The following is a 24,739-nucleotide window of genomic DNA, read 5'->3' as shown; positions in this document are numbered from 1 at the left end:
AATCGATTCGGGGCGGCGACCATATGCGCGGCGATGCTCCCTGCCAACGGGCCGAGGGTTTCATTCCGCATCTATTCACGACAAACGGCAGGTCGCACCGCATACTGGAATGTGTCGGGCCAGCCCCTGAAAAAACACGAAATTGGCGAGTGGGGCCCTGCGCAGTGCCTAGTTCAACTGAACCGCAAGCTTGAAGCGGAACTGTGCGCGCGTGAACGTATCCAGTTCGAAAGGCAAAGTCGGATTGTCGGACGAGCGGCCGGCGACCTGCGGCTGCCAGGTTGTGTTGAAAGCGACCTTGTCGGTGATTTTCCACAGCAGCGTCGGGCCGAGGTAATAGGCATAGCCCGAGCGTTCGTTGAAGAAGCTCCCGTCATACGCGGCGAATTGCATGATTTCCGCGCCGACAAAGAGCTTCTCGTTAAGCTGAAAGGTGAGAGCGGTCGACAATTGGCTGGCCGAACTCGTGGTCCAAACGCTGTGATCGGTGACGTCCTGCCCGCGAACCGGGGCCCAGATGATGTTGGCGGCCCAGAAAATCTTGTCCGGCACCACCACGGCATCGACGAACAGCTTGAAGGCTGCGCCGTAGGCATTGGATTTCTGGCCGGTCGGAAGATCGACAAAAGCGTCGGCCGCCTCGACTGAGACCGAGAGTGCGAATGGATTGGAAGCGCTACGCTTGATAAGCCGGTACTCGATTTCGGCTGAGAAACCTTCGAACTGGGTTTTATTGATGTCCAGGTAGCCGTGGACGCCGCTCATAAAGTCGTATGCAACAAAGGCGGATGCTGCGATCCACCAGTCCTCAGCCGGTGTGTAGCTGAATTCCATCTTGTTACTCAGCGCGAGATACTTGCCGGAGCGCTTTCCGCGAAAGCCGGTCAGTTCGTTGGCGAAACCGAAGTCACCCTTTTCGCCGGTATCCGTCGGCGCGGTGAAGCCGAAAATGTCGTCGCCGGGAACCTCGGGGATGGCATTGGCGGCAGGCTTTCCATTGGTCTTGCCATTGATCGACTGAGCGCGCGCCGCGTCCGGCAAGGCCAACGAAGCTCCTGCGACGATCACTATCAGGAAAGCCAACCCGACGCGTGGCCACGCGACCGGTTGCGCCAGAGTTTCACACCGCCCCATCACGCCCCCGCGTCACGTACGATTCGTACAATCGGAGCATGTTGCCCCGGAACCGTCCAATTCTCATGCCGCTATTAAGAAGCATTCGCAACTAGAAAAGCGAGTTTTCTGACCCTGGCTGGAAAAAAACTGATCCAGCGCTCCGTGAGAGAATCTCCGAGAACGTCTCCTTGTGGCCGGGATCGCTCGCTTCAGAGACGTCGTACGGCGATCACTGAAACGCTGATCGGGCTGCATCCGCATGTGCCCGACAGCGCGCGGAACGCTTGCCGGAAAGACAGATCGGCGGGCGGGGCGATCAGTCCTGCCCGTAGGCCACGGTGGACAGCAGCGCGATTTCGGCGCGGCGCGAGTCGAGCCGGGTATGCTGCACCACGATCGGCACGTCGGATTCGAATACCGACGCATAATCAGTATCGAGCGGCACCGGCTCGGGGTCGGACAGGTCGTTGAAGCGCAGATGCAGCGTCCGCCGCGCCGGCACCGTGACGCGATACACCACCGGCTCGCGATCCGCGAAGTAAACCGTCAGCCGGATATTGGCGTCGCGCTCCCCGGCGTTGAGGATGCACGCGGTTTCGTGCGACAGCAGTGTGCGGTCCTGCGACACGCTGCCCGATGGAATATAGCCTTCGGGAATGGCCCATCGCGTTTTGCCGATCGCGGGCATCACGTATCTCCCTTTTAGTCGTCAGTGTCAGTTCCGGCGGATGGCGGCGCCTCGCTCCGCAAACGGGACCACATCGTTCGGTGGTGGCAACGGGCCGGAGCCGGTCTCTGCGCCCAGCGTAGCTTTACCGGTCAACGCGGACAGGAAGCGTCCAGGCCAGTCGTTGATGTCGCTTTTCAAAATGATGTCGTAAAGCGCGCGATGGCGGGCGCGACGCTCTTCGAGCGGCATCGTCAGTGCGCGATGGATCGCGGCGGCAACGGCCTCAGTATCATGGGGATTGACCAACAGCGCCGGCTTGCACTCCATCGCGGCGCCGGCGAAGCGGGAGAGGATCAGCACGCCAGGATCGTCTTCATCCTGGGCCGCCACGAATTCCTTGGCGACCAGGTTCATGCCATCGCGCAGCGGCGTGACCAGCGCCGCGCGCGCGCCGCGATACAATCCTGCGAGCGCGGTTCGCGTGTGCGCGCGATTGACATAACGGATCGGCGTCCATGCCGCTTCACCATATTTGCCGTTCACCCGTCCGACCGTCGAGGAGACGTTGCGCTCCATGTCCATATACTCGGGAATCTCGGATCGGCTCTTGGGCGTGATCTGCAGATAGGTGACGTTGTCGCGCCATTCGGGATAGGTCTCGAGAAACCGCTCGAAGGCTTCGAGACGGTTCTGGATGCCCTTCGAATAGTCCAGACGGTCGACGCCGATGATCATCGCGCGGCCGGTGAGCGACGACAGCACGCCCTCGACGAAGGACGAGGTGACCGCCCGGCGCGCCAGCTTGTTGAAACTCTCGGTCTCGACGCCGACCGGGAAGCTGCCGATCCGTACGATGCGTTCGCCGGTGTCGTAACCCTTCTCGCGATTGCCGGGATAGTGGCATTCGCTTTCCAGATAACGCGCGAAATTGGCGGAGTCGGTTTCGGTCTGGAATCCGACCAGGTCGTAGTGAGCAAGAGCGGAGATCACGCGCTCATGGTGCGGAAGACCGGTAATGATTTCGACCGGCGGGAACGGCGTGTGCAGGAAAAAGCCGATGCGGTTGTTGTGGCCGCGCTCGCGCAGCGCCTTGGCCAGCAACAGGAAATGATAGTCGTGAACCCAGACGACATCGTCGGGCTTCAGGATCTCGTTCAATTCGTCGGCGAAATGATCGTTGATCTGGGTATAGCCGGACAGGTCCTGGCGCGAGAATTCCGCGAGGTCGAGCCGGTAATGCAGGATCGGCCACAAGACGCGATTGGCGAAGCCGTAATAGAACTCGTCATAGGCTTCCTTCGGCAGGTCCGCGAGCACGAAGGTTACGGGATCGCCTTCGATGGTGCGGGTCGCCAGGATGTTGGTCGACAGCTTTCCGCTCCAGCCGAACCAGACGCCCGGATTGCGCTTGAGCGCCGCCATCACCGCCACCTCGAGGCCACCCGCCCGGGTGCCCGATTTCGGCGACGACACTCTGTTGGATACGACGACTAGCCGCGCCAATACCGATCCTCCCAGCTTCGCGACAGACGCATCGCGGTCAAGATCAGGCCCGCCATCGAGTAGGTTTGCGGAAAATTGCCCCAGAGTTGTCCGTTCTGCATATGGATATGCTCCGCCAGCAGCCCGTATCGGTTGGTGTATTTCAGCGCGTCCACGAACAGATCGCGCGCTTCCTGCTTGCGGCCGAGTGACCACCATGCGTCGATGAGCCAGAAGCGGCAGATGAGAAATTCGCCTTCAGGAACGCCAAAATCGTCGGGGCTGGCGTAACGCATAACGTGGTTGCCGCGTAAAAGTTCGCGCTCCATGGCGGCGACGGTCGATACGAAGCGCGGGTCTTCCGCCTCCACCACGCCAAGCTCGTGCATCAGCAGCACGCTGGCATCGAGATCGTCGGAGCCGAAGGCGGCGGTAAAGGCGCCACGCTTCTGATTCCACGCCTTGTCCATCATCGCGGCGTGCAGGCGGTCGGCCACGTCGTTCCAGTGATTGGCGCGCTCGACGAAGCCGAGGCGTTGCGCAATGGCGGCGAGACGGTTGCAGCCGGCCCAGCACATTGCGACCGAGTGCGTGTGGATGCGCTGGCGCCCGCGATATTCCCAGATGCCGGCATCGGGCGTGAGCGCCAGCCGTTCGGCCTTGCGGCCGAGGACTTCGAGCAGATGAAACAGCGATTCGTCGCCCATCTGCGGCAGCCGGCGGTCGAAGAACATCGGCATCGCGGCAAGGATCACGCTGCCATAGGTGTCGTGCTGCGCCTGCTCGGCGGCGGCATTGCCGACACGCACCGGTCCATCGCTGCGAAAACCCGCGAGGTTCTCCGCGATGCGTTCGTCCATCGGATCGTCCGGCACGATCGGGTACACCGGACGAATCGTCTCCGCTTCTTCCGACACCAGGTTGATGATGTAGAGGATAAAATCTTCCATCGTGCGGGTGGCGCCGATGCGGTTGAGCGCCTTCACCACGAAATACGCATCGCGCAGCCAGCAGAAGCGGTAGTCCCAGTTGCGTTGCGAACCCGGCGATTCCGGAATCGAGGTGGTGTGCGCGGCAATGATGCCGCCGGTCTCCTCGAAATTGGACAGCTTCAGCGTGATGGCGGAGCGGATCATCGCGTCCTGCCAGTCATAGGACAGGTTCAGGCGCCGCACCCATTCGCGCCAGTAATCCCTCGTCTTGTCCAGAAAGTCGCGGCAGGTCGGTCCGAGCGCGGCGGGGAACGGCTCGTCGGCGCCGAACACCATGTAATGCGGACGCGTCAGAACGAATGACGATTCGCGCTCGATGTAGGAGAGCGGAGCGTCGGTGGTGAGACGCAGTTGCATCTCGCCGCCCCAATAGCGGATATGATTGCTGCCGAGCGCCTGATGGGTAACCGGAGTGCCGTAATTGTAGGTCGGGCGGAAACGAATGGTGATACGCGGCAAGCCCGCAATCGGCTCGATGATGCGAATCAGTTGCGGGGCACGATAGGTGCGGTCGAGATTTTGAAAGCGCGGCGCGAAATCGGTGATGCGGACGCCGCCGCCGTATTCGTCGGTCAGTTCGGTGACCACGATCGGCGTGTTGCGCAGGTATTGCGATTTCACGTCCTTGACGCCGTCGAGAACGACGTCGGTAAAGCCCTTCTCCTCGTCACCCGCCACCAGGCGGCAGAAAACCGGGTCGCTGTCGAAGCGGGGAAAGCACCACCAGGTGATGCGCGAGGACGGCTCCAGCAGGGCCGCGGTGCGGCCATTGCCGATGATTGCGAGGTCAAGACCGTAATCGGTCTTCGGGCTTGTCATCGGCCGGCCTCGCTCAGGTGCCGCAACCAGCCGCGCACGTCCTGCGGTCCATCGAAATTGAAGCTCGTGCCGGGCACGACGCCGCCGACCGAAAAGCCGGTGCCGGCGAAATCCTGCAGAACCGCAAAAGCAGCGCTGTCGGTGACATCGTCCCCGACAAAGATCGGCGTCCGTCCGGTGAAGGGCGGCACGCTCATCATCTCGCGCAGACCGGTGCCCTTGTCGTAACCGCCGGGCTTGATCTCCACCACGGCCTTGCCGGGCAGGATTTCGAGCGCGCTGCAGCGGTCGTCCTTGCAGACGGCGGTGACGCTTTTCATGATCTCGCCGCCAAGTTGCGGCGCGAGACGAAAATGGATCGCCAGTGAATAGCCCTTGTCTTCGACGATCACACCGTCGCCGATGCGGCCGATCCGCGAGAATTCCGCGCGCAAGTCCTCGTCGAGTGTCGCAATCTCGCTGCGCCTGATCTCGCCGGCGGGTGCGTAGCGGATTTCAGCCCCGTGACCGCCAACGGCGGCGAGCCGCAGCGGGTCGAACAGCCTGTCCATCTCGGCAATCGGCCGGCCGCTGACGAAGGCGACGGCGCCGTGGAACATGCGCGACAGGGATGCCAAGGTGGCACGCAGCGCGTCGGACACTTTCACTTCCAGCGGCGTGGGTGCGATGTCGAGCAGTGTGCCGTCGATATCCAGGAAGATAGCTGTGGTCTGCGGGTCGATCGGTGTCGGCGGCAGCTGGTCTTGCCTGGGCTGCGCTGGAGCAGCGTCCTTGGCGAGGCCTGCGGCATCTAAGTTACTCTGGGCAAGGGTATCAGGCATGAGGCGAGGCTGAACTCATCTTCCCGCCGTCGCGTTCGCTGAATATGCGACGCGCGCGGCCGATTGTTTCTGGGGCGACCATCAGGCCTTGCCCCATCGAAATGGCGATTATGAGAGCCGCGCAGGGCGCACGGTGATCGTCAGAACTGTAATCCCCCTCTCGCTGCAGCCGCGGGGCGCAGCATCAGGCTTGCCCAAGGCCGCTTCACGATCCGCGGTGACTTGTTGTGCAACGCGAAAGCCGCCGAAAAGTTCCATGTCTTCGGCAGCGGAATACCGCACTTGACCCGGCGGCCGGAAATTTCGACGATTTAACCAGTGAGTTAATCAGCAGATTTTGGGTGGGGCATGGCGCCGCGTTTGCGTATCGTTTCAATTGACTGGTTCGAGCGCCCGGTTCAGTTCCGCGTGCCATTCCGGTTTGGCGCAGCCACCGTCACGGCCGCGACCCAGGCTTTCCTGTTTGCAGAGATCGAGACCGAAGACGGCCGCCGCAGCCTCGGTGCGACCGCCGAACTGATGGTGCCGAAATGGTTCAACAAGGACCCGGCATTGTCGCCCGAGCAAACCGTAGAGCAATTGCGGCGCGCACTGGTGATCGCGCGTGATGCGTATCTTGAGCGGGCGCAACTCGACACGGCGTTTGGCCATCACGCGATAGCCCACGCGGCGGTGCTCCAGGCCTGCGCACGCGAAGGCATTCCGGGCCTCGCCGCCGCGTTCGGCCCGGCGCAGATCGACAAGGCGGTGCTGGATGCGCTGCTGCGCGCATACGGGCGCGACGTGTTCGGTGGCCTCGGAGACAATATCGCGGGGCTCGATGCCAGGCTCACACCGGATATCGACGATGGCGTCATTGCCGCCTATCTGCGAAGCCGGAATCCGCAGCACCGAATCATGCTGCGGCATACCGTCGGCATGGCGGATCCGGTGTCGCAGCTTCCGGATATCCATGCGCAGACCGGCTGCCGCTATTTCAAGCTGAAACTGTCGGGCGACGTCAGCGCCGACACGCAGCGGCTCGGCCATATTGCCGCGACGCTCGAAGCGGACGGCATCGATTACCGCGTTACGCTCGATGCCAACGAGCAATATGCCAGCCACGATGCCCTGGCCGCCCTTGGCGAAGGGATGCTGAGCCGGCCGCAATTCGAAAATTTCCTGCAACGGTTGCTTTATGTCGAGCAGCCGTTGCCGCGCGACCTGACCTTCGCAACGCCGCTCGGCGAATTCGGCAAGAGCTTCGCCATCATCGTGGACGAAGGCGAGAGCGACTACGACACCTTTCCGAAAGCGGTCGCGCTCGGCTATCGCGGCATCTCATCGAAGGCCTGCAAGGGGATCTACAAGTCGCTGATCAACGGCGCGCGCGCGGCACACTGGTCCGCGGCCGGCGGCGCGCGCACCTTTCTGGCCGGAGAAGACCTCACCTGCCAGGCCGGTCTCGCCGTCCAGCAGGATACGGCGCTGCTGGCGTTTCACGGCATCGCGCATTCGGAGCGCAACGGACACCATTATGTCGGCGGCTTTCCGGCAACGCCCGCGGACGAGGTGCGCGCCTTCCAGGCCGCCCATCCCGATCTGTACGAGGAGCGGGACGGGCAGGTTCGGCTCGCGATCCACGGCGGGGCGCTGACCATCGCTTCGCTCGGGCAGCGCCCGGGCTTTGCGTCCGGTGTCGATCCGGAGGTGATCCGACGCGGTGCGATCGATCGTCAGACGGGCTGAAGCGGCAGACAAAATGGCTCTTTTCATCTTTTAACTATCCGGTTAAAACATCCGCAAAGAGCTGAACGGGGGACCACGAGGAATGGCGGCAAAGCGTCTCGGAATCATCATGCATGGCGTCACCGGACGCATGGGCATGAACCAGCATCTCATCCGCTCGATCCTGGCCATTCGCGATGCCGGCGGTGTCGTCTTGTCCGACGGCAGCCGCGTGATGCCGGACCCGATCCTTGTCGGGCGCAACCCGGACAAGATTTCCGCGCTGGCGCAGCAATATGGCGTGACGCGCTGGGCGACCGATCTCGACAAGGCGCTGCTCAATCCGGACGACGAGGTGTTCTTTGATGCCGGCACCACGCAGATGCGCCCCGAGCTTCTGGAAAAGGCGATCGCTCACGGCAAGCATGTCTATTGCGAGAAGCCGATCGCGACCGATCTTGCCTCGGCGGTGAAGATCACCAGGATCGCCAACGAATCCGGGCTCAAGAACGGCGTGGTGCAGGACAAGCTGTTCCTGCCTGGTCTCCTGAAGCTGAAGATGCTGCGCGATTCCGGTTTCTTCGGCCGCATGATCGCGGTGCGCGGCGAGTTCGGCTACTGGGTGTTCGAGGGCGATTGGCAGCCGGCGCAACGGCCGTCCTGGAATTATCGCGATGAGGATGGCGGCGGCATCATCCTCGATATGGTTTGTCACTGGCGCTATGTGCTGGACAACCTGTTCGGCGAAGTGAAAAGCGTGTCGTGCCTTGGCGCCAAGCATATCCCTGCGCGCTGGGACGAGAACGGCAAGGAATACAAGGCGACCGCCGACGACGCGGCTTACGCGACGTTCGAACTCGAAGGCGGCGTGATTGCGCATATCAACATGAGCTGGGTGACACGCGTCTATCGCGACGATCTCGTGACCTTCCAGGTGGACGGCGTGAACGGCTCGGCCGTTGCCGGGCTGACCGAATGCGTCATCCAGCCGCGTCAGGGTACGCCGCGCCCGGTCTGGAATCCCGACGTCAAGCAGCCGATCGATTTCTACGAGACCTGGCAGCCGGTGCCGGACAATCAGGTCTACGACAACGGCTTCAAGGTGCAGTGGGAAATGTTCATCCGCCACGTCGCGGAGAATGCACCCTATCGCTACACGCTGCTGGAAGGCGCCAAGGGCGTGCAGCTTGTCGAATGCGCGCTGCAGAGCTGGAAGGAGCGGCGTTTCGTCGATGTGCCGCCGTTGAAGGTTTAATGTTGGTGTGAGGTCCTGAGATGAACCGCTACGAACGCCCGCGCGCCAATCTCACCATCGCGCTGCCGCGCGCCGACCGCAGCATGGAGAATTTCGCAGTGTCGGCGCCGGGCGATTTTCCGGCGACGGTCAATGCGCCATTGAACCGGATCGCGTTTGCGGCTGCCCATGTGGTGGCCGATCCGCTCACCGAGTCCGATCCGTGGCTCGATGCGGCGGTGGACTGGGACCGCACCATCGCGTTTCGTGAACATCTCTGGGACCTTGGTTTCGGCGTCGCGGAGGCGATGGACACCGCCCAGCGCGGCATGGGCATGAGCTGGCCGCAATCGCTCGAACTGATCCGCCGCTCGGTCGCGGCGGCAAAGCCGCGTGGCGGTCTGGTGTTCTCCGGCGCCGGCACCGACCAGCTTGCGCCGGAAGACGCGAGGAGCATCGACGATGTAATCCGCGCCTATGAGGAGCAGATCGCGGCGATCGAAGCCTTCGGCGGCCGCATCATCCTCATGGCCTCGCGTGCGCTGGCACGGGTCGCGACCTCGGGCGACGATTACCGCAAGGTCTATGGCCGCGTTCTGTCGCAGGTGAAGGAGCCGGTGATCATCCACTGGCTGGGCGACATGTTCGATCCGGCGCTGGCCGGCTATTGGGGCACGGACAATCTCGAGGCGGCGATGGATGTCGCTGTGGAGATCATCAATACGCATGCCGCCAAGGTCGACGGCGTCAAGATTTCGCTGCTCGACAAGGACAAGGAAATCGCGATGCGGCGCCGCCTTGCGAAAGGCGTGCGGATGTATACCGGCGACGATTTCAATTACGCCGAGCTGATCGCGGGCGACACGCACGGCTATTCGGATGCGCTGCTCGGCATTTTCGACGCGATCGCGCCGGCCGCGGCCGCGGCGTTGGTGGCGTTGTCGAAAGACGATGGCGAGACCTTCCACGGCATTCTCGGACCCACGGTGCCGCTGTCGCGGCATATCTTCCGCGCGCCCACGCGCTTCTACAAGACCGGGGTGGTGTTCATGGCCTATCTCAACGGCCACCAGGATCATTTCACCATGGTCGGCGGGCAGGAGAGCGCCCGTTCGACGCTGCATCTCGCCGAGATTTTCCGGCTTGCCGATGCTGCCGGCTTGCTGCGCGATCCGGAGGTTGCGGTTGCGCGCATGCGCGCCGTACTGGCGGTGCGGGGCGTCGGCGCCTGATGCGCGACCTTTCCAGGGATCACAACTGGCTGTCGATCAACACTGCCACGGTGCGCCAGCAGGCGGATTTCGTCGGCATTGTCGAGGCCTGCGCGCGGCGCGGCATTCGCGCCGTATCACCCTGGCGGGATCAGGTCGCCCATGTCGGGCTGGAGCGCGCGGTCAAGGCGGTGCGCGACGCCGGATTGAAGCTGTCCGGCTATTGCCGCGGCGGCATGTTCACCGCCGATGCCGCGCACCGGCAGGAGATGCTGGACGACAATCGCCGCGCCATTGATGAGGCCGCGGCGCTGGGCTCGCCCTGTCTGGTGCTGGTCGTCGGCGGATTGCCGCAATACTCCCGGCCGGGATCGGCACCCTCGAAGGACATTCGCGGCGCCCATAGCCAGGTGACCGACGTACTCGCCGAGCTGCTGCCTTATGCGCAGAGCGCCGGCATGCCGCTTGCGGTCGAGCCGCTTCACCCGATGTACGCCGCCGACCGCGCCTGCGTGAATACGCTGCGTCAGGCGCTGGATATCTGCGACCGGCTCGATCCGGCGCAGAGCGGCGCGATCGGCGTGGCGATCGATACCTATCATGTATGGTGGGACTCGGACGTGTGGTCGCAGATCGCACGCACCGGAAAGAACCGGCTGTTGGCGTTTCACGTCTGCGACTGGTTGGTGCCAACCAAAGATATGCTGCTCGACCGCGGCATGATGGGCGACGGCGTGATCGATATTCCGCTTTACCGGCGCGACGTCGAAGCGCAGGGCTTCGATGGCTTCATCGAAGTGGAGTTGCTGTCGAATGACTGGTGGTCGCGGCCGATCGATGAGGTGCTCGATACGGTGATCGCCCGTTACAAAACGGTGGTGTGAACATTTCCTACTGAGCGCGATCCGTCCGAAAGCCGGTGCCCCCTGTTCGGGGTCGCGCTCTAATCCGGCGTCGCGCGCTCGCGATCCGGCATCGGTCCGTCAGGTGTCGCTGGCGCGTTGCGCTCGTCGCCGCCCTGGCGTTCCGGGCTTTGCTCGTAGGTCTCGAGCGCGACATCGTCTTTGTGCTTGGTAGGCTGGATTTCGGAGCTCTTGCGGGCCGGCCGGCCTTCATTCGACTTTGCGTCAGGCGATGAGCGATCTTTCGGCGATTCCATGACGCTGTCTCCGTTCAGGGCCCATAAACAACGTGTGATGGGGGCTGTGGTTCCCGATGGAACGTCTTCCGCGTCGCAGCGTTGTCGGGGCACTAATTCTCACAACAAACGCGGAGGTCTCACGATGGACTGGAATCGTGTGGAAGGTAACTGGAAGCAGATGAAGGGCAAGATCAAGGAGCAATGGGGCAAGCTCACCGACGATGATCTCGACGTCATCAACGGCAAGCGCGATCAGCTCGAAGGCAAGATCCAGGAGCGCTATGGCATGGCCAAGGATCAGGTGAAGTCGGACGTCGACACCTGGTATGGCTCGCAGCGCTGGTAAACAGAGTCGCAATACGGCTCTGTCCTAACACGAAGGGCTTCCCGCAAGGGGAGCCCTTTTTGCGTTGCGTGGTGGAAAAATTCACCATTCATGCAAGCGACAGCCCGGTTTAACCGGATGACATGCTTCTGCTGCTAACGGTTGCGCTGCCGCAGCGATTACCGATGCACAAGACACGGGTTCGCGCGGTTGAGGGGACCGGTCATGCGGCGCGTCTTCGGAATGGCATTCGGATTGGTTGTGCTGGCGTCTGCGTGTCTGGGGAACAGCCCGGCTCACGCCGATGATCGCGAGTCGTACGCGATCGATGCTGCGCCCTCGCCGATACTGGCTGCGAAGTGGCGAACGATGCAGCGTCGCCTCGCGGAGGATGAAGCCCGGCTCGGTGCATGCCGTGCGGATATCTGGACATGCAGCGATGACGAATTGCGCTTCGAGGCCATCGTTGCCGCCGGACGTCTGCGTGACGGACGCGCCCGGATCGGCGAGATCAATCGTGCAGTCAATCTTGCAATCCGGCCGGTCAGCGACGAGCGCCGCTTCGGTGTCGCCGACCAATGGTCAAGCCCGCTGGAGACGATTACCGACGGCGTCGGAGATTGCGAGGACTATGCCATCCTCAAACTGCTGGCGCTGAAGGAAGCCGGTTTTGCCAATGACGACCTGAAGCTGCTGATCGTGCACGACGCCGCGACCCGCAGCGATCATGCGCTGGCCGCGGCAAGGCTCGACGGGCGCTGGCTGCTGCTCGACAATCGCAGGTTCGCGCTGGTCGATCTGGAGTTCACCCAATATCGCCTGCTGGCCAAACTCGATTCGGATGCCGAAGGCCTGCACCATGCCGCGCTCGATACGCCCGCGGCCGACACAGCTTCAACGCAAGCGCCGCGCGACATCATGTAAGGCGCGATGCGGCGGCGGCGGCCTCAAGCGCCTGGATGCGTGCCTTGTGAGTGTCCACCTCACTCTCCAGCCGCGCGATATTCTGCAGCAGTCGTTCGCTGGTAAGCTTGAGAAGGTAGAATCCGAAATCCGGATCCTGGAAATACAATTCGCGCACCTTGTCGTAGATGATGAACAGCACTTGGCCATCCTCGATGCATTCGACGGTGGCGGTACGCTTGTTGTCGGGCGCGAGGAAGCCGAGTTCGCCCATCACCCGGCCGGGCGGCAATTCGACGCCGAATTCCTTGACCAGGAATTTGCCCGTGACGGTGTAATACATCGCGTTTGCGACATCGCCCTTGTTGAACAGAACGTCGCCGGCCTTGAAGTTCTTCTTGGTCATGAACGGCTTCAGCCATTCCATGTCCAGGTCGCCCTGCGAGGCGATCTTCACGCGTTTCACCAGTTGCTGAATCTGGTAGAGCCGGAAGCAGTTGATCGGCAGCAGCACCGCGTACATGAAGAAGGTCGGCAACGCCTTCGCCATCAGCCCATAGCCCATGAACAGGATATTGCTGATGATCGCGGCGATACGCAGCGGGATCATGGTCCGCAGCGTCATCGAGGCAACGTAGAATATGGCGCCGATCAGGCCGAGCAGATTTGCCAGGTCCATTTTGGACCTGATGAAATCGACCAGATAGGTGACGAGATAGCCAAAATCCATTGGTCACTCCACGACCGATCGGGAGAACACGGCGTGTCCCGATTCCTTCCATGTCCGCCGCGCATGAGCAAGAATCGAATAGTTATCGCACGGGAATAAACGACCCGGCGATCACTACAAACGAATGACTTCGGTCGCCGTCCGGGGACGGTAGACCTAAAGGCGAATGGTCTCGCCCTCAATGGCCGCGATCGTGCCCGGCCGCGCGGCCTGCGCCTGCGCCAGCATGGCGTCCATCGCCGCGTCGTCATGCTCCGGCGCGTGATGAAACAGGCAGAACGTCCTGGCGCCTGCGGCATCCGCGAGCCGCATGCCGTATTGCCAGGTCGAATGACCCCAGCCTTTCTTGTCGTCGATCTCTTCCTCGGTATAGGCGGTGTCGTAGATAACGAGATCGGCGCCGCGGGCCGCGGCGATCAGGGCCTCGTCGCGTCCCTCGCGGTCGCCTTCGTTGTCCGTCAGGTAGGCGACCGATCGCCCCCCATACTCGATCCGAAAGCCGGTTGCGCCGCCCGGGTGATTCAGCGCAACCGTGCGGATGGTCACGCCGGCGCCCGGGGCGACGCTCTCACCGGCGCGGAAGTCGCGGTAGTCGATATCCGCCTTGAAGGTGTCGATGCCGATCGGGAATAGCGGCTCGCTCATCATCCTTTGCATGACCGATTTCAGCCGGAATTCGGGGAGCAGGTTGCCGGCCCACATCCGGAAGCGGTGCTGCGGATGGTAGAAGGGTGCAAAGAACGGGATGCCGATGACGTGGTCGTAGTGGCAATGGGTCAGCAGGATGTCGGCGTCGATGGCGCCGCCGTCCTGCACCAGCTGGTCGCCGAGTTCGCGCAGTCCGGTGCCGGCGTCCAGGATGATCAGACGCTCGCCGCAGCGCACTTCCACACAGGGGGTATTGCCACCATAGCGTTTGGTCGCCGGCCCGGGGCAGGGGAGCGAACCACGCACGCCCCAGAACCGGATTGTGAAGTCAGACATTGACCGTGTCGCCCCCGCGTTGCGGCCGTTCATGGCTCTGTTTGCATCGTAAGCGGCCCGTCCGGCCTGTCACAAGTGCTATCACGCGTATTTGCGCGGACCCCGGTTAACACCGCCCTTTCAAACAAGGTAACTGAAGCTGAGTTCATGCGGCGCAACGTTCGTTGTCATTTGGTATCGAACGCGAACACGCCATCCCATGATGGCGGCGGCGGGGTGATGCGGAAGGCTTCGATACGGGACTGATAGAGTTCGAATACCCCGGCAAGTCCGAATGTCTGTTCCGCCTGCTTCGCTCGCTGCAGTGCATTCTCGGCGCCGCTCCAGTCGCGGTCACGGTAGCAGCCCAGCATTTCACGGGTCAGCCCGGTGATGGACTTGAAGCCCTCGCTGGCGGCGACGTTGCTGTCTCCAACGAGCGCATAGATGCTCTCGGGTTCATGCTTGCCCTTGACCGTGATCAGGTCGATCTGCAGCGCGGCAAAGTGGCCATTGACCTTTTCAGCCGTGCGGGAGCCGATGATGATCGGAACGCCGTAGGTCTTGGTCTGGCCCTCCAGACGCGAGGCCAGGTTCACCGGATCGCCGAGCACCGAATAGTCGAAGCGCAGATCCGAGCCCATATTGCCGACCACGCAGGTGCCGGTGTTTATGCCGAGCCCGATTTTCATCGGCAGGAACGGAACGTTGTCTTCGAGAGCCTCTGCTTCCCGCTCGTGATTGAGTTCGTCGATCTTGTGCAACATGTCGAGCGCAGCGGCACAGGCGTGTATTTCGTGCTGCGGATCGTCGATTGGCGCGTTCCAGAACGCCATGATGGCGTCGCCGATATATTTGTCGATGGTGCCCTTGCGATCGATGATCGAGTTGGTCAGCGGCGTGAGCAGCCGGTTCATCAGCTTGGTGAGACCCTGCGGATCGTTCTTGAAGGTTTCCGAAATGCTGGTGAAGCCACGGACGTCGCTGAACAGTATCGTCATGTCGCGGGTTTCGCCGCCGAGCACGAGCCGCTCCGGCGCATTCGCGAGCTGCTCGACCAGCGTCGGCGAGAGATAATGCGCGAAGGCGGACCGGATCCTGCGCCGGTCCACCTGCTCGCGGAAGTAATTGATGAACACCAGCGTCAGGTAGATGAAGAAGATCGCGATGAGTGGAAACGTTATGTCGAACAGCAATCCGTATTGCGAATAGAAGTGCCACGAGCCGTACAGCATCGCGGCCACGATGAAAAAGCCGAAGATCAGCAGTCCGGTAACGCCCATCAGCGGCGCAACCGCCACGGTCACAATCCCGGCGACAGCCGTCAGCAGGATCTCCGCGCCGTTGGCGTAGTCGGGACGCGACAGCAGCGACTGCGAGAAGATGTTCTCCAGGATCTGCGCATGCACCTCGACGCCGGGCATGTCGCTCTCGACCGGCGTTGCCTTGAGGTCGAGAAGTCCTGCGGCCGACGTTCCGATAATGGCCACGCGTCCCTTAAAACGGTCCGGTGGAAAAGTGCCTTCCATCACCTCCTTCGCCGACACGAAGCGCGCGGCATCGTGCTTTGCGAAGTTGATCCAGAGCCGGCCGTTCTTGTCGGTCGGGATCTGGACGGGAACGCCCTGAATGGCGACCCACTGGATCCCTGTGACCTTGTCGGTGCTGATCAGAAGCGCCCCGGCTCCGGTCGCCACCCGTAATATCTCCATCGTCAACGCAGGCACTTTCTGGCCCGCCGCTTCGGCGATCAGAGGCACGCGCCGGACAACGCCGTCACGTTCCGGCACGAGCGTGAGATTGCCGCGTCCGGCGGCGGCCTTTTCCAGCGCCGGAATGTTGCGCAGAAGGCCGGCAAACTTGAAAAGGAACGGCGTCGGGTCTGCCCCGAGCATCGCGATGCCGGGCGTTTCGTCCGGCGGTGGCGTCGGCGTGATCATGGCCGCCTGCCCCAGCACCACGCGACCTCTCTCGATCACCGACGCAAGGACCGCGTCGTTACTTGGCAGCGCATTCATCTTCTCGCGGGTTGCCGCGTCGATCTGCGGCAAGGATTGCGCGACGATGGCCGGCGACATGCGGTCCGGTTCGGACATCAGAATGTCGAACGCGATGACGGCGGCGCCCGCCTTTTGCAGCTTGTCGACCAGTTCGGCGACCTGGGTGCGTGGCCATGGCCACTGACCTTGCGTTTGCAAGCTCGCTTCGTCGATGTCGACGACGACCGCCGGCCGCTTGTCGGGTGCCGCCACGCGCGGCTTCAGCAACTGGTACGTGTCGAAGCTGCGCCAGCGCAGATTTTCCAGCTGAGCAGGATCCCACAACCGGAATACAACGAAGCCGGCAAGCAGTGCAAAGCCCGCCGTTCGCGTCAGGCCGAACCAGCGAAGCAGGCTGAAACGCTTGCGGAGCGCGGCGCGCTGCTCGCGTTCCTCGCGCCGCTGCTCGCGAATTGCGAGGCGCCGTTCATTGAGGCGCTGGATCTGTTCTTTAAGGTTCGGAGCCACGGGCGAACGCTACTAAAGAGACCGGGGCTGCGCCAGTTTGCGGGGCCCTGCTGCATGCCATAGCGATCTTCGCCGCTGTCTGAAAGAGGGCCGGACACCGGTGCGCAGACAACCCCTGTCGGCTGACATTTGGGTGTGCTGCGCCATGTCGCGGCGCGTCATCAAAGGTGGTTACAAAATACCTGCGATCGGGCGGGCCGAGGGTGGCGTCAACCAAGGTTGATTGATTTTGTTGCGCTTTTGGGCGCCCGTCGCGCAAGATGGGCGGCCGGAGCGTGAGGGTTCAAGGAATGAAGGCAATCATCGTCGGGGGCGGGGTCGGTGGGCTGACCACAGCGCTGATGCTGCATGCGCGCGGCATCGATTGCGAGGTGTTCGAGCAGGCCGACCAGATCCGCGAGCTCGGGGTCGGGATCAACACCTTGCCGCATGCGATCAAGGAGCTGGCGCAGCTCGGCCTTCTGGAGCGCCTCGACGACGTGGCAATTCGCACCTACGAACTGTTTTATTGCAATCGCCTGGGCCAGGAGATCTGGCGCGAGCCGCGCGGCACCGATGCTGGCTTCGACTATCCCCAGTTTTCCATTCATCGCGGACGCCTTCAGGGCGTGATCTATGCCGCAGCGCGGGCGCGGCTCGGTGAATCCAGGGTTCATACCGGCCACCGGCTGGGTTCATTCACCCAGGACGACAGCGGCGTCAGCGCCTATTTCTTCGACCGAAACGGATCGCATATCCGCACCGTGCGCGGCGATATCCTGATCGGTGCCGACGGGCTGCATTCGTTCGTGCGCGCGCAGCTCTTCCCGAGCGAGGAGCCGGCGCGCTTCACCGGCACGGTGCTGTGGCGCGGCGCGCTGGACTGGCCGAAATTCCTGACCGGCCGCTCGATGGTGATCGCCGGCGGCATGGCCGGCAAGCTGGTGCTGTATCCGATCGCCGAAGGCTCCCGCGAAGACCGCTGCCTGATGAACTGGGCGGTGATGGTGAAGGTCTCGGAAGGCGGCGGCACACCGAAGAAGGAGGACTGGTCGCGGCCGGGCCGCTTCGAGGATCTGATGCCGCATGTACAGAAATTCGCGATCCCCTATTGCAACGCCAAGGCGCTAATCGAGGCCACGCCGGAATTCTGGGAATATCCGCTCTGTGACCGCGATCCGTTGCCGCGCTGGTCGCACGGCCGGGTCACGCTTTTGGGTGACGCGGCTCATCCGATGTATCCGGTCGGATCGAACGGTGCGTCGCAGGCGATCCTCGATGCGCGCTGTCTCGCCGATCGGCTGGTCGACAGCGATCATGCGCGGCACGCCCTGTTCGCCTATGAACAGGAGCGGCTGCCGATGACCACCCAGATCGTGATGGCGAACCGCAAGGGGGGTCCGGAAGGCGTGATCGATGCGGTGGAAGCGCGCGCCCCGGACGGCTTTGCCAATGTCGAGGACGTGTTGCCTTACGAACAGCGCAAGGCGATCGTGCGCGGCTATGCATCGGCTGCGGGCTTTGCGCGCGAGCAGGTCAACCGGCCGGCCGCGAAGGCAGCCTAGCCCTCGCGATCCTTGCCGCGCTTGAACTGAATTGCGGCCCCTGCGTACTCCGCAAGCGGGGCATTGCCGCCATTAGCCGCGAGGTCGCGCGCATCGGAGCGAAATCCGCTGATGCCCCACAGCGCACTTATCGCCGAAATGGCGATGGCGGCAATTCCGAGGACGATCGTTCTTATGATACAGCGCGGCGTGACGCGCTGTATCCGTTATTCAGGTCGCGGCTTCCCCACATCACTCCGCGGGCGGCGGCGGCAGGAAGATCACTTCGTGCCGGGCCGACAGCGCCACCACCTCGTCGGGATTCTGCTCCTTCATGGAGTGAATGCCCCAGAACAGGTCGTAGAGCTTGCGGGTCGGCGTCACCCAGAACATGCATTTCACCGGCTGGTCGGACTTGTTGAAGATGCCGTGCGGGATTTGCATCGGCAGCCGCACCGTGTCGCCGGCGGTCGCTATATAGTCGCGCCCGTCGAGCAGGAAATCGAGCCGGCCTTCCAGCATGTAGATGAACTCATCCTGGGTCGGATGAATATGCGGCGGCACGAAGGTGCCGGGGGGGAAGGTGGCGTGCCAGGCGAAGCTCTGCTCCGACAGGGTTTTCGGGACATAGGTCTGGCCGAGGATATTCCAGCTGATGCCGTCGATGCCGGTCGAGGCCTTGGTGATTCCTGCCGTAAGCGGTTGCATGGGACCTGAACTCCGTTCGCTTCCGAATTCCGTTGCCTCATTAAACCAGAAAGGGAACGAAATCGAAAAGCATCCGTGTGGCACGGGCCTTCTCTCTGACAAGAGCGTAAACGGCTCCGTTCATCTCGGCGCTTGCAGCCGGCGGCGCAATTTTCACACCCGCTTAATATTAAAGTTGCGCGTTTACCGACCCGGGCGCAACCGGCGGTGTCAGGAATTCAGCCCGCGCGGGCCTTGGGACGCGCCTCGGGACGCGCTTTGGGAGGAGCCGGGGATGGCGTCGGCCCGCGTCATGCCGATCTCGGAGGGGCGCCGCCCCGACAGCCGCTTGTGCAGGTGCACCATCATCGCCATGCCGAACAGGGGCGTGGCAAGGTTTACGATCGGGATCGACACGAAGGCCGCGATCAGCAGGCCTGCCGTGAATACGGTCGCCTGATTGGCCTTGCGGAAGGCCTTGGCCTCCTCCGGCGGGCGAAAGCGCATTCCGGCCAGATCGAAATATTCGCGGCTCAGCAGCCAGGCAGCGGCGATGAACAGAATCAGAAATCCGAGCCCCGCGAACAGGATGAAGGGCAGCGCGACCAGATAAATCGTAACCGCGATCAGCGCGGTCTTGGTGCCCTCGAAGATCGAGCGTCCGAGCGGCAGCGCGGTGCCGACCGGGTCGGCGGGATAATAGGTGCGCTCCACGATCTCGGCGATCTCGTCGACGAAGAAGCTGCCGACGAAAGCCGTCACCGCCGGCATCAGGAAGATGCCGCCGACGACGATGCCGAGCGCGCTTGCGATCGAGGCAATCCAGATGATCCAAGATAGCGGCGTATGCGCGCCCGGGCCCAGCGCGCCCTCCGCCCAGACGCCGCCCGAGACCGTCAGCCAGTCGAGAAACTTGTAAAGCCCGACGCCCAGCAGGACGATCATCACCAAGGCCAGCAGCATCGACTTGATCAGCACCGACCGGAAGGGCGGCGAGAACATCTGCTGCAGGGCCTTGAAAGCCGCGTCGAACATCGAAAATCTCCAGCCCCGTATGGCGTCATGCCTGGCCGCGCCGGTTTGACGTCGCCGCCGCAGGACAAGCCGCGGCTAGAGATAAAGATGCAATTCGTCGCGACAAGACCGGTCGGTTGGCCCTGCAAAATGAAAAATGGCCGGACATAGGTGGCGCGAAGCGACGCCGTTCTTCGAACGGCTTTGTCCGGCCATCGACATAATTCTTATGAGTGGCGGAGGATCAGCGCCGCCGGTCAGCTTTCTTCAGCCGGACCACGACGTCGATGCGCGCGATCTCATAACCCTCGGGCGCGACCGGCATCTTGTCGACGATGACGTCGGCGCCCGGAATGTCGACGAGCTCGTTGTCGCCCTCGACAAAGAAATGATGATGCTCGGAGGCGTTGGTGTCGAAATAGGTCTTGGAGCCGTCGACCGCGACCTGGCGCAGGAGGCCCACATCGGTGAACTGGTGCAGCGTGTTGTAGACCGTGGCGAGCGACACCGGCACCTTCGCCTTGGACGCCTCCTCGTACAGCATTTCCGCCGTCAGATGCCGGTCGCCCTTGGCGAACAGGATCCAGCCCAGCGCCATGCGCTGGCGGGTCGGACGCAATCCCACTTCCCGCAGCATCGACTTCACGTCATGCCAAGGGCACCCGTTCAGATCGGTGCGAGAATGGCCAGGCGCCGGATGCTGGTGCACCGGAACGGAGTCCTGCGGCGTGGAAAATACGACAGTACGCGGTGGGTTCATTGCTCTCATTGCCCCTTGGTCCCGGTTCAAGGCCGGGATTGGTTGCATATGTAATTATAGCCGGGGGCGGCCGCCACTTGCAACCGTTTCGCATCTGGCCAGATTAGAATAGCACGAAACCGCAGCTTTGCCGGCAACTTCCCCTGTGTTAGGAACCGCCGGACTTTTCCACGCAAATTGAGGTACGAGACCGGCATGCAGAGCCGCCGAACCAGTTTTGAATATGAGGATCTCCTGGCCTGTGGTCGCGGGGAATTGTTCTCCGAGGGGCCACAATTGCCGCTGCCGCCGATGCTGATGTTCGATCGGATTTCGGAAATCTCCGAACAGGGCGGCGAGTTCGGCAAGGGGCTGGTCCGGGCGGAACTCGCGGTGAAGCCGGATCTCTGGTTTTTTGCCTGTCATTTCAAGAACGACCCGGTGATGCCGGGGTGCCTCGGGCTCGACGCGCTGTGGCAGTTGCTGGGCTTTTTCCTGGGCTGGACCGGGTCGTCGGGCAATGGCCGCGCGCTCGGCATGGGCGAGGTGAAATTCTCCGGCCAGGTTCTGCCAAGCGTTCAGAAGGTGACCTACGGGCTTGAGATCAAGCGGGTGATGCGCTCGAAGCTCGTCCTCGGCATCGCCGATGGCTGGCTCTCGGCGGACGGCACCGTGATCTACCGCGCCAGCGACCTGAAGGTCGGACTGTTCAAGCAGGATGCACCGGCGGCGGCCGGCGGCTGATCCGGTACGCCTTGCGATATTGCGCGGGACCGGCCAAGTGTGCCTAACAAGTGGGCCTGCAATTTGGGCCCTATCATAAGCGTCCTTGGTGATCGCGGGCGCTGGCGAGACATCTGACGAACGAGGCAGTCATGCGGCGAGTGGTCGTGACAGGGATGGGCATCGTCTCGTCCATCGGCAACAACACGCAGGAGGTTCTGGCCAGCCTGCACGAAGCGAAATCGGGGATCTCGCGCGCGGACCAGTTCGCCGATCACGGCTTCAAGTGCCAGGTTGCCGGCATTCCCAATATCGACGTCGAAAGCATGATCGACCGGCGCGCGATGCGTTTTCTCGGGCAGGGTGCTGCCTGGAACCATATCGCGATGGAGCAGGCGATCCGTGACAGTGGCGTCGAACAGGGCGACATCGTCAACGAGCGCACCGGCATCATCATGGGATCGGGTGGGCCGACCACTTCGACCATCGTGGAGGCCGCTGACATCACCCGCGAAAAGGGATCGCCCAAGCGGATCGGACCGTTCGCGGTGCCGAAGGCGATGTCGTCGACGGCGTCGGCAACGCTCGCGACCTGGTTCAAGATCAAGGGCGTGAATTATTCGATCTCGTCCGCCTGCGCGACCTCCAACCATTGCATCGGCAATGCCGCCGAAATCATCCAATGGGGCAAGCAGGACATGATCTTCGCCGGCGGCTGCGAAGACCTGCACTGGACGCTGTCGAACCTGTTCGACGCGATGGGCGCGATGTCCTCGAAATACAACGATACGCCTGCGACCGCATCGCGCGCCTATGACGAAGGTCGCGACGGCTTCGTGATTGCGGGTGGGGCCGGCGTGCTGGTGCTCGAAGAACTCGAACACGCCAAGGCGCGCGGCGCGAAAATCTATGCCGAAGTGGCGGGCTATGGCGCGACCTCCGACGGTCATGACATGGTGGCGCCGTCGGGCGAGGGCGCAGTGCGCTGCATGCGGATGGCGCTGCAGGATGTGAAAGCGCCGGTCGACTACGTCAATCCGCATGCGACCGCGACGCCGGTCGGCGACGCCAAGGAGATCGAGGCGCTGCGCGAGGTGTTCGGCGACAAGTGTCCGCCGATCTCGGCGACGAAATCGCTGACGGGACATTCGCTCGGCGCTGCCGGCGTGCAGGAGGCGATCTATTCCCTGCTGATGATGCAGAACGGTTTCATCTGTGAGAGCGCCAACATCCAGACGCTCGATCCCGCCTTCGCCGACATGCCGATCGTGCGCCAGCGCAAGGATAACGCGAAGCTCGGCTGCGTGCTGTCGAACTCGTTCGGTTTCGGCGGCACCAATGCCTCGGTCGTGTTCAAGCACCTTGACGCCTGAGCGCCGATGCGGCTCGCCGACCACGGCATCGACTGGCACGACGGCAATCTCGTCGACATTCACGTCGCTGGATTGCCGGGCACGAAGCAGACCGTCCGGCTGTTCCTCGATCTCTATCCCGACGAGGACGGCGCCGACCGCCGCAAGCGCTATCTCTGCACTGGCGACGGGCTCAAGCGGATCCTGTTCGCAGGCGAGACCGGCCGCATTCGCAAGCACAGCAAATCCGGTAATATCGATTTCATGCGGATCGAGGCCGGGGACGACACCGAGATCCTGACCGTCACCCTGTTCGGCGGGGTGGTGGAAGCAGAAGCGCAAAGTTTCCATCTGACAGAAGCTGCCAAATGACCAAATTGATGCAAGGAAAACGCGGCCTCATCATGGGCGTCGCAAACGACCACTCGATCGCGTGGGGAATCGCGAAGACGCTGGCGGAGCATGGCGCGGAGCTGTGCTTCACCTATCAGGGCGATGCGCTGCTGAAGCGCGTCAAGCCGCTGGCGCAAGCGGCCGGTTCGGATTTCCTGATGCCGTGTGACGTCGAGGATATCTCGACCGTCGATGCGGTGTTCGACGCGATGAAGCAGAAATGGGGCACCATCGACTTCTTCGTCCATGCCGTCGGATTTTCGGACAAGAACGAACTGAAAGGGCGCTTCTGCGATTCCTCGCGCGAGAATTTCGTGCGCACCATGGTGATCTCGTGTTTCTCGTTCGCGGAAAGCGCCAAGCGCGCGGCAGCGCTGATGCCGAATGGCGGCGCGATGCTGACACTGACCTACAACGGCGGCGACCGCGCCATGCCGAACTACAACGTGATGGGCCTCGCCAAGGCGGCGCTGGAATCCTCGGTGCGCTATCTCGCAGTCGATTTCGGCGATCAGAAGATCCGTGTAAACGCAATTTCGGCTGGCCCGATCCGCACCCTCGCAGGCGCCGGCATTCACGACGCGCGCTACATGTTCGCGTTCCAGCAGCGGCATTCGCCGCTCGGCCGCGGTGTGACGCTGGAAGAACTCGGCGGCGCCGGGCTGTATCTGTGTTCGGATCTGTCGACGGGCGTCACCGGCGAAATCCATTTCGTCGATTCAGGCTACAACGTGATCGCGATGCCGCTGCCGGAGGCGCTGCGTGCCGAAGCGGGTGGAAAAGACGGCGAGTAGCTGAGGCGGTTCTCAAGATCAGCCTGTCGATATTTTTTTCCGTCGTGCCGACGGCTCCTGCACGATACATTGCGTGAGAAGGGCGGCGGCCTGCCGGTGGCTGCCGTTCGTTTTTGGAATGCATTCCCGATGCCTGAGGCTTTCTTTACCGAGCGAACCACCGGCTATTGGCAGGAGATCACGGCGGATATTCCGCCCCGCTTTACCGACGCGCCACCCTATCGCTATGGCTATCCGGTGCGCCTGCCGGACGGCCGGATTCTGGTGCTGCCGCTGCGGCAATTGCCATCCGGCGAGAATGCCGTCGCGTCGCTGATTGCCAACCAGGCCGCTCATGTCGTGATTGCCGCGCTCGCCGACGCGATGGCCGAGCAAGCGCGCATTCTCGAAGCCGACATGGTTGTCGGCCTACCGACGCTCGGCTTCGCGTTCGCCGATCGTGTCGCCGAACGGCTCGGCCATCCGCGGTTTGTGCCGCTCGGTTATTCGCGCAAGTTCTGGTACGACGACGCGCTCTCGGAAGCGGTTCAATCCATCACCAGCCCCGAGCCCGGCAAGCTGCTGCGGCTCGATCCCAACATGCTTCCGCTGCTCGATGGTCGACGCATCGTGCTGGTGGACGACGCGATTTCGACCGGCGCGACGGCAGTCGCCGCCGTGCGGTTGCTGCGGCGGATCGGCGTGCAGGTTTCGGGCATCGTGTTGGCGATGAAGCAGACCAATCGCTGGCAGGCGGAGCTTGCAAGCTTGTCCGCGCCACCGCAGGTCAGGGCCGTGTATGGCTGTCCGCTATTTGAGCGCGGCGATGACGGCTGGTGGCCCATTGCCGAGACCCAGCCGGAGATTCCCTGAGAGTCTCTGCGTCACTTAAAAAGGGCGGCCGTTCGGCCGCC

At 62.7% G+C, this 24,739-nt stretch carries 24 protein-coding genes; 12 read left to right on the top strand and 12 right to left on the bottom strand.

Annotated elements, in window-relative coordinates:
- Positions 1-168 precede the first annotated feature (168 nt).
- From AC5I5I_RS12100 to otsB, 5 genes are all read right to left on the bottom strand, one after another.
- Complete coding sequence (locus AC5I5I_RS12100) at positions 169-1,047, bottom strand: DUF6662 family protein (RefSeq protein WP_495973273.1); 879 nt, start codon at positions 1,045-1,047, stop codon at positions 169-171.
- A gap of 385 nt (positions 1,048-1,432) precedes the next feature.
- Positions 1,433-1,804 carry a sensory rhodopsin transducer gene (locus AC5I5I_RS12095; protein WP_495973271.1) on the bottom strand — a complete coding sequence of 124 codons (372 nt, stop codon included), beginning with the start codon at positions 1,802-1,804 and terminating at the stop codon, positions 1,433-1,435.
- A 27-nt stretch (positions 1,805-1,831) separates the two neighbouring features.
- Complete coding sequence (locus AC5I5I_RS12090) at positions 1,832-3,289, bottom strand: alpha,alpha-trehalose-phosphate synthase (UDP-forming) (protein ID WP_495973269.1); 1,458 nt, start codon at positions 3,287-3,289, stop codon at positions 1,832-1,834.
- On the bottom strand, positions 3,277-5,079 hold the full coding sequence (locus AC5I5I_RS12085; protein ID WP_495973267.1) for a glycoside hydrolase family 15 protein: 1,803 nt from the start codon (positions 5,077-5,079) through the stop codon (positions 3,277-3,279). Before AC5I5I_RS12085 ends, AC5I5I_RS12090 begins: the two co-directional genes overlap by 13 nt.
- A complete protein-coding gene (gene otsB / locus AC5I5I_RS12080; RefSeq protein WP_495973265.1) occupies positions 5,076-5,900 on the bottom strand; it encodes a trehalose-phosphatase in 825 nt (274 codons plus the stop codon). Before otsB ends, AC5I5I_RS12085 begins: the two co-directional genes overlap by 4 nt.
- A 348-nt stretch (positions 5,901-6,248) precedes the next feature.
- On the opposite strand from otsB, the gene AC5I5I_RS12075 reads away from it, so the two are divergent.
- From AC5I5I_RS12075 to AC5I5I_RS12060, 4 genes are all read left to right on the top strand, one after another.
- Complete coding sequence (locus AC5I5I_RS12075) at positions 6,249-7,628, top strand: enolase-like domain-containing protein (RefSeq protein ID WP_495973263.1); 1,380 nt, start codon at positions 6,249-6,251, stop codon at positions 7,626-7,628.
- A gap of 82 nt (positions 7,629-7,710) precedes the next feature.
- Positions 7,711-8,862: a Gfo/Idh/MocA family protein gene (locus tag AC5I5I_RS12070; protein WP_495973261.1), complete on the top strand. Its 1,152-nt coding sequence runs from the start codon at positions 7,711-7,713 to the stop codon at positions 8,860-8,862.
- A 20-nt stretch (positions 8,863-8,882) separates the two neighbouring features.
- Positions 8,883-10,073, top strand: coding sequence for a dihydrodipicolinate synthase family protein (locus tag AC5I5I_RS12065; RefSeq protein WP_495973259.1), 1,191 nt, complete (start codon positions 8,883-8,885; stop codon positions 10,071-10,073).
- Positions 10,073-10,936: a sugar phosphate isomerase/epimerase family protein gene (locus AC5I5I_RS12060; protein ID WP_495973257.1), complete on the top strand. Its 864-nt coding sequence runs from the start codon at positions 10,073-10,075 to the stop codon at positions 10,934-10,936. The genes AC5I5I_RS12065 and AC5I5I_RS12060 overlap by 1 nt, the downstream gene beginning before the upstream one ends.
- Positions 10,937-10,995: 59 nt before the next feature.
- Here AC5I5I_RS12060 and AC5I5I_RS12055 read toward each other — a convergent pair whose 3' ends face one another.
- A complete protein-coding gene (locus AC5I5I_RS12055; RefSeq protein ID WP_495973255.1) occupies positions 10,996-11,211 on the bottom strand; it encodes a hypothetical protein in 216 nt (71 codons plus the stop codon).
- A 124-nt stretch (positions 11,212-11,335) separates the two neighbouring features.
- Here AC5I5I_RS12055 and AC5I5I_RS12050 point away from each other — a divergent pair, with 124 nt between their 5' ends.
- Positions 11,336-11,539, top strand: coding sequence for a CsbD family protein (locus tag AC5I5I_RS12050; protein ID WP_495973253.1), 204 nt, complete (start codon positions 11,336-11,338; stop codon positions 11,537-11,539).
- 348 nt (positions 11,540-11,887) lie between these two features.
- Positions 11,888-12,442, top strand: a complete 555-nt coding sequence (locus AC5I5I_RS12045; RefSeq protein WP_495973251.1) for a transglutaminase-like cysteine peptidase — start codon at positions 11,888-11,890, stop codon at positions 12,440-12,442.
- Here the strand turns inward: AC5I5I_RS12045 and AC5I5I_RS12040 are convergent.
- The 3 genes from AC5I5I_RS12040 to AC5I5I_RS12030 all read right to left on the bottom strand — a co-directional run bounded on the left by AC5I5I_RS12040 (position 12,435) and on the right by AC5I5I_RS12030 (position 16,621).
- Positions 12,435-13,151 (bottom strand): Crp/Fnr family transcriptional regulator, encoded by a 717-nt coding sequence (locus AC5I5I_RS12040; RefSeq protein ID WP_495973249.1) that lies wholly within the window; start codon positions 13,149-13,151, stop codon positions 12,435-12,437. The genes AC5I5I_RS12045 and AC5I5I_RS12040 overlap by 8 nt on opposite strands.
- Before the next feature lie 156 nt (positions 13,152-13,307).
- Positions 13,308-14,135 carry an MBL fold metallo-hydrolase gene (locus AC5I5I_RS12035; RefSeq protein ID WP_495973247.1) on the bottom strand — a complete coding sequence of 276 codons (828 nt, stop codon included), beginning with the start codon at positions 14,133-14,135 and terminating at the stop codon, positions 13,308-13,310.
- 167 nt (positions 14,136-14,302) lie between these two features.
- The gene (locus tag AC5I5I_RS12030; protein ID WP_495973246.1) at positions 14,303-16,621 is read right to left on the bottom strand and encodes a CHASE2 domain-containing protein; all 2,319 of its coding nucleotides are present in this window, start codon (positions 16,619-16,621) and stop codon (positions 14,303-14,305) included.
- 290 nt (positions 16,622-16,911) lie between these two features.
- Between AC5I5I_RS12030 and AC5I5I_RS12025 the strand changes: the two genes are divergently transcribed.
- Entirely contained in the window at positions 16,912-18,165 is a 1,254-nt protein-coding gene (locus AC5I5I_RS12025; protein WP_495973244.1) for a flavin-dependent oxidoreductase, read from the top strand.
- 231 nt (positions 18,166-18,396) lie between these two features.
- Here the strand turns inward: AC5I5I_RS12025 and AC5I5I_RS12020 are convergent, their stop codons facing one another.
- From AC5I5I_RS12020 to irrA, 3 genes are all read right to left on the bottom strand, one after another.
- The gene (locus AC5I5I_RS12020; protein ID WP_495973242.1) at positions 18,397-18,852 is read right to left on the bottom strand and encodes a cupin domain-containing protein; all 456 of its coding nucleotides are present in this window, start codon (positions 18,850-18,852) and stop codon (positions 18,397-18,399) included.
- Between the two features lie 210 nt (positions 18,853-19,062).
- A complete protein-coding gene (locus AC5I5I_RS12015; protein WP_495973240.1) occupies positions 19,063-19,866 on the bottom strand; it encodes a sulfate transporter family protein in 804 nt (267 codons plus the stop codon).
- 223 nt (positions 19,867-20,089) lie between these two features.
- Positions 20,090-20,605 (bottom strand): iron response transcriptional regulator IrrA, encoded by a 516-nt coding sequence (gene irrA / locus AC5I5I_RS12010; protein WP_495973238.1) that lies wholly within the window; start codon positions 20,603-20,605, stop codon positions 20,090-20,092.
- A gap of 195 nt (positions 20,606-20,800) precedes the next feature.
- Between irrA and fabA the strand changes: the two genes are divergently transcribed.
- The 5 genes from fabA to AC5I5I_RS11985 all read left to right on the top strand — a co-directional run bounded on the left by fabA (position 20,801) and on the right by AC5I5I_RS11985 (position 24,698).
- Entirely contained in the window at positions 20,801-21,328 is a 528-nt protein-coding gene (gene fabA, locus AC5I5I_RS12005; RefSeq protein ID WP_495973236.1) for a bifunctional 3-hydroxydecanoyl-ACP dehydratase/trans-2-decenoyl-ACP isomerase, read from the top strand.
- Positions 21,329-21,459: 131 nt separating this feature from the next.
- The gene (fabB, locus tag AC5I5I_RS12000; protein WP_495973234.1) at positions 21,460-22,680 is read left to right on the top strand and encodes a beta-ketoacyl-ACP synthase I; all 1,221 of its coding nucleotides are present in this window, start codon (positions 21,460-21,462) and stop codon (positions 22,678-22,680) included.
- A 6-nt stretch (positions 22,681-22,686) separates the two neighbouring features.
- Positions 22,687-23,031 carry a hypothetical protein gene (locus tag AC5I5I_RS11995; RefSeq protein ID WP_495973232.1) on the top strand — a complete coding sequence of 115 codons (345 nt, stop codon included), beginning with the start codon at positions 22,687-22,689 and terminating at the stop codon, positions 23,029-23,031.
- Positions 23,028-23,846 carry an enoyl-ACP reductase FabI gene (gene fabI, locus AC5I5I_RS11990; RefSeq protein WP_495973230.1) on the top strand — a complete coding sequence of 273 codons (819 nt, stop codon included), beginning with the start codon at positions 23,028-23,030 and terminating at the stop codon, positions 23,844-23,846. Before AC5I5I_RS11995 ends, fabI begins: the two co-directional genes overlap by 4 nt.
- Before the next feature lie 129 nt (positions 23,847-23,975).
- Positions 23,976-24,698, top strand: coding sequence for a phosphoribosyltransferase (locus AC5I5I_RS11985; RefSeq protein WP_495973228.1), 723 nt, complete (start codon positions 23,976-23,978; stop codon positions 24,696-24,698).
- Positions 24,699-24,739 lie beyond the last annotated feature (41 nt).

This window comes from Pseudorhodoplanes sp. (assembly GCF_059499825.1).
This window is presented reverse-complemented; position numbering and strand designations above follow the sequence as displayed.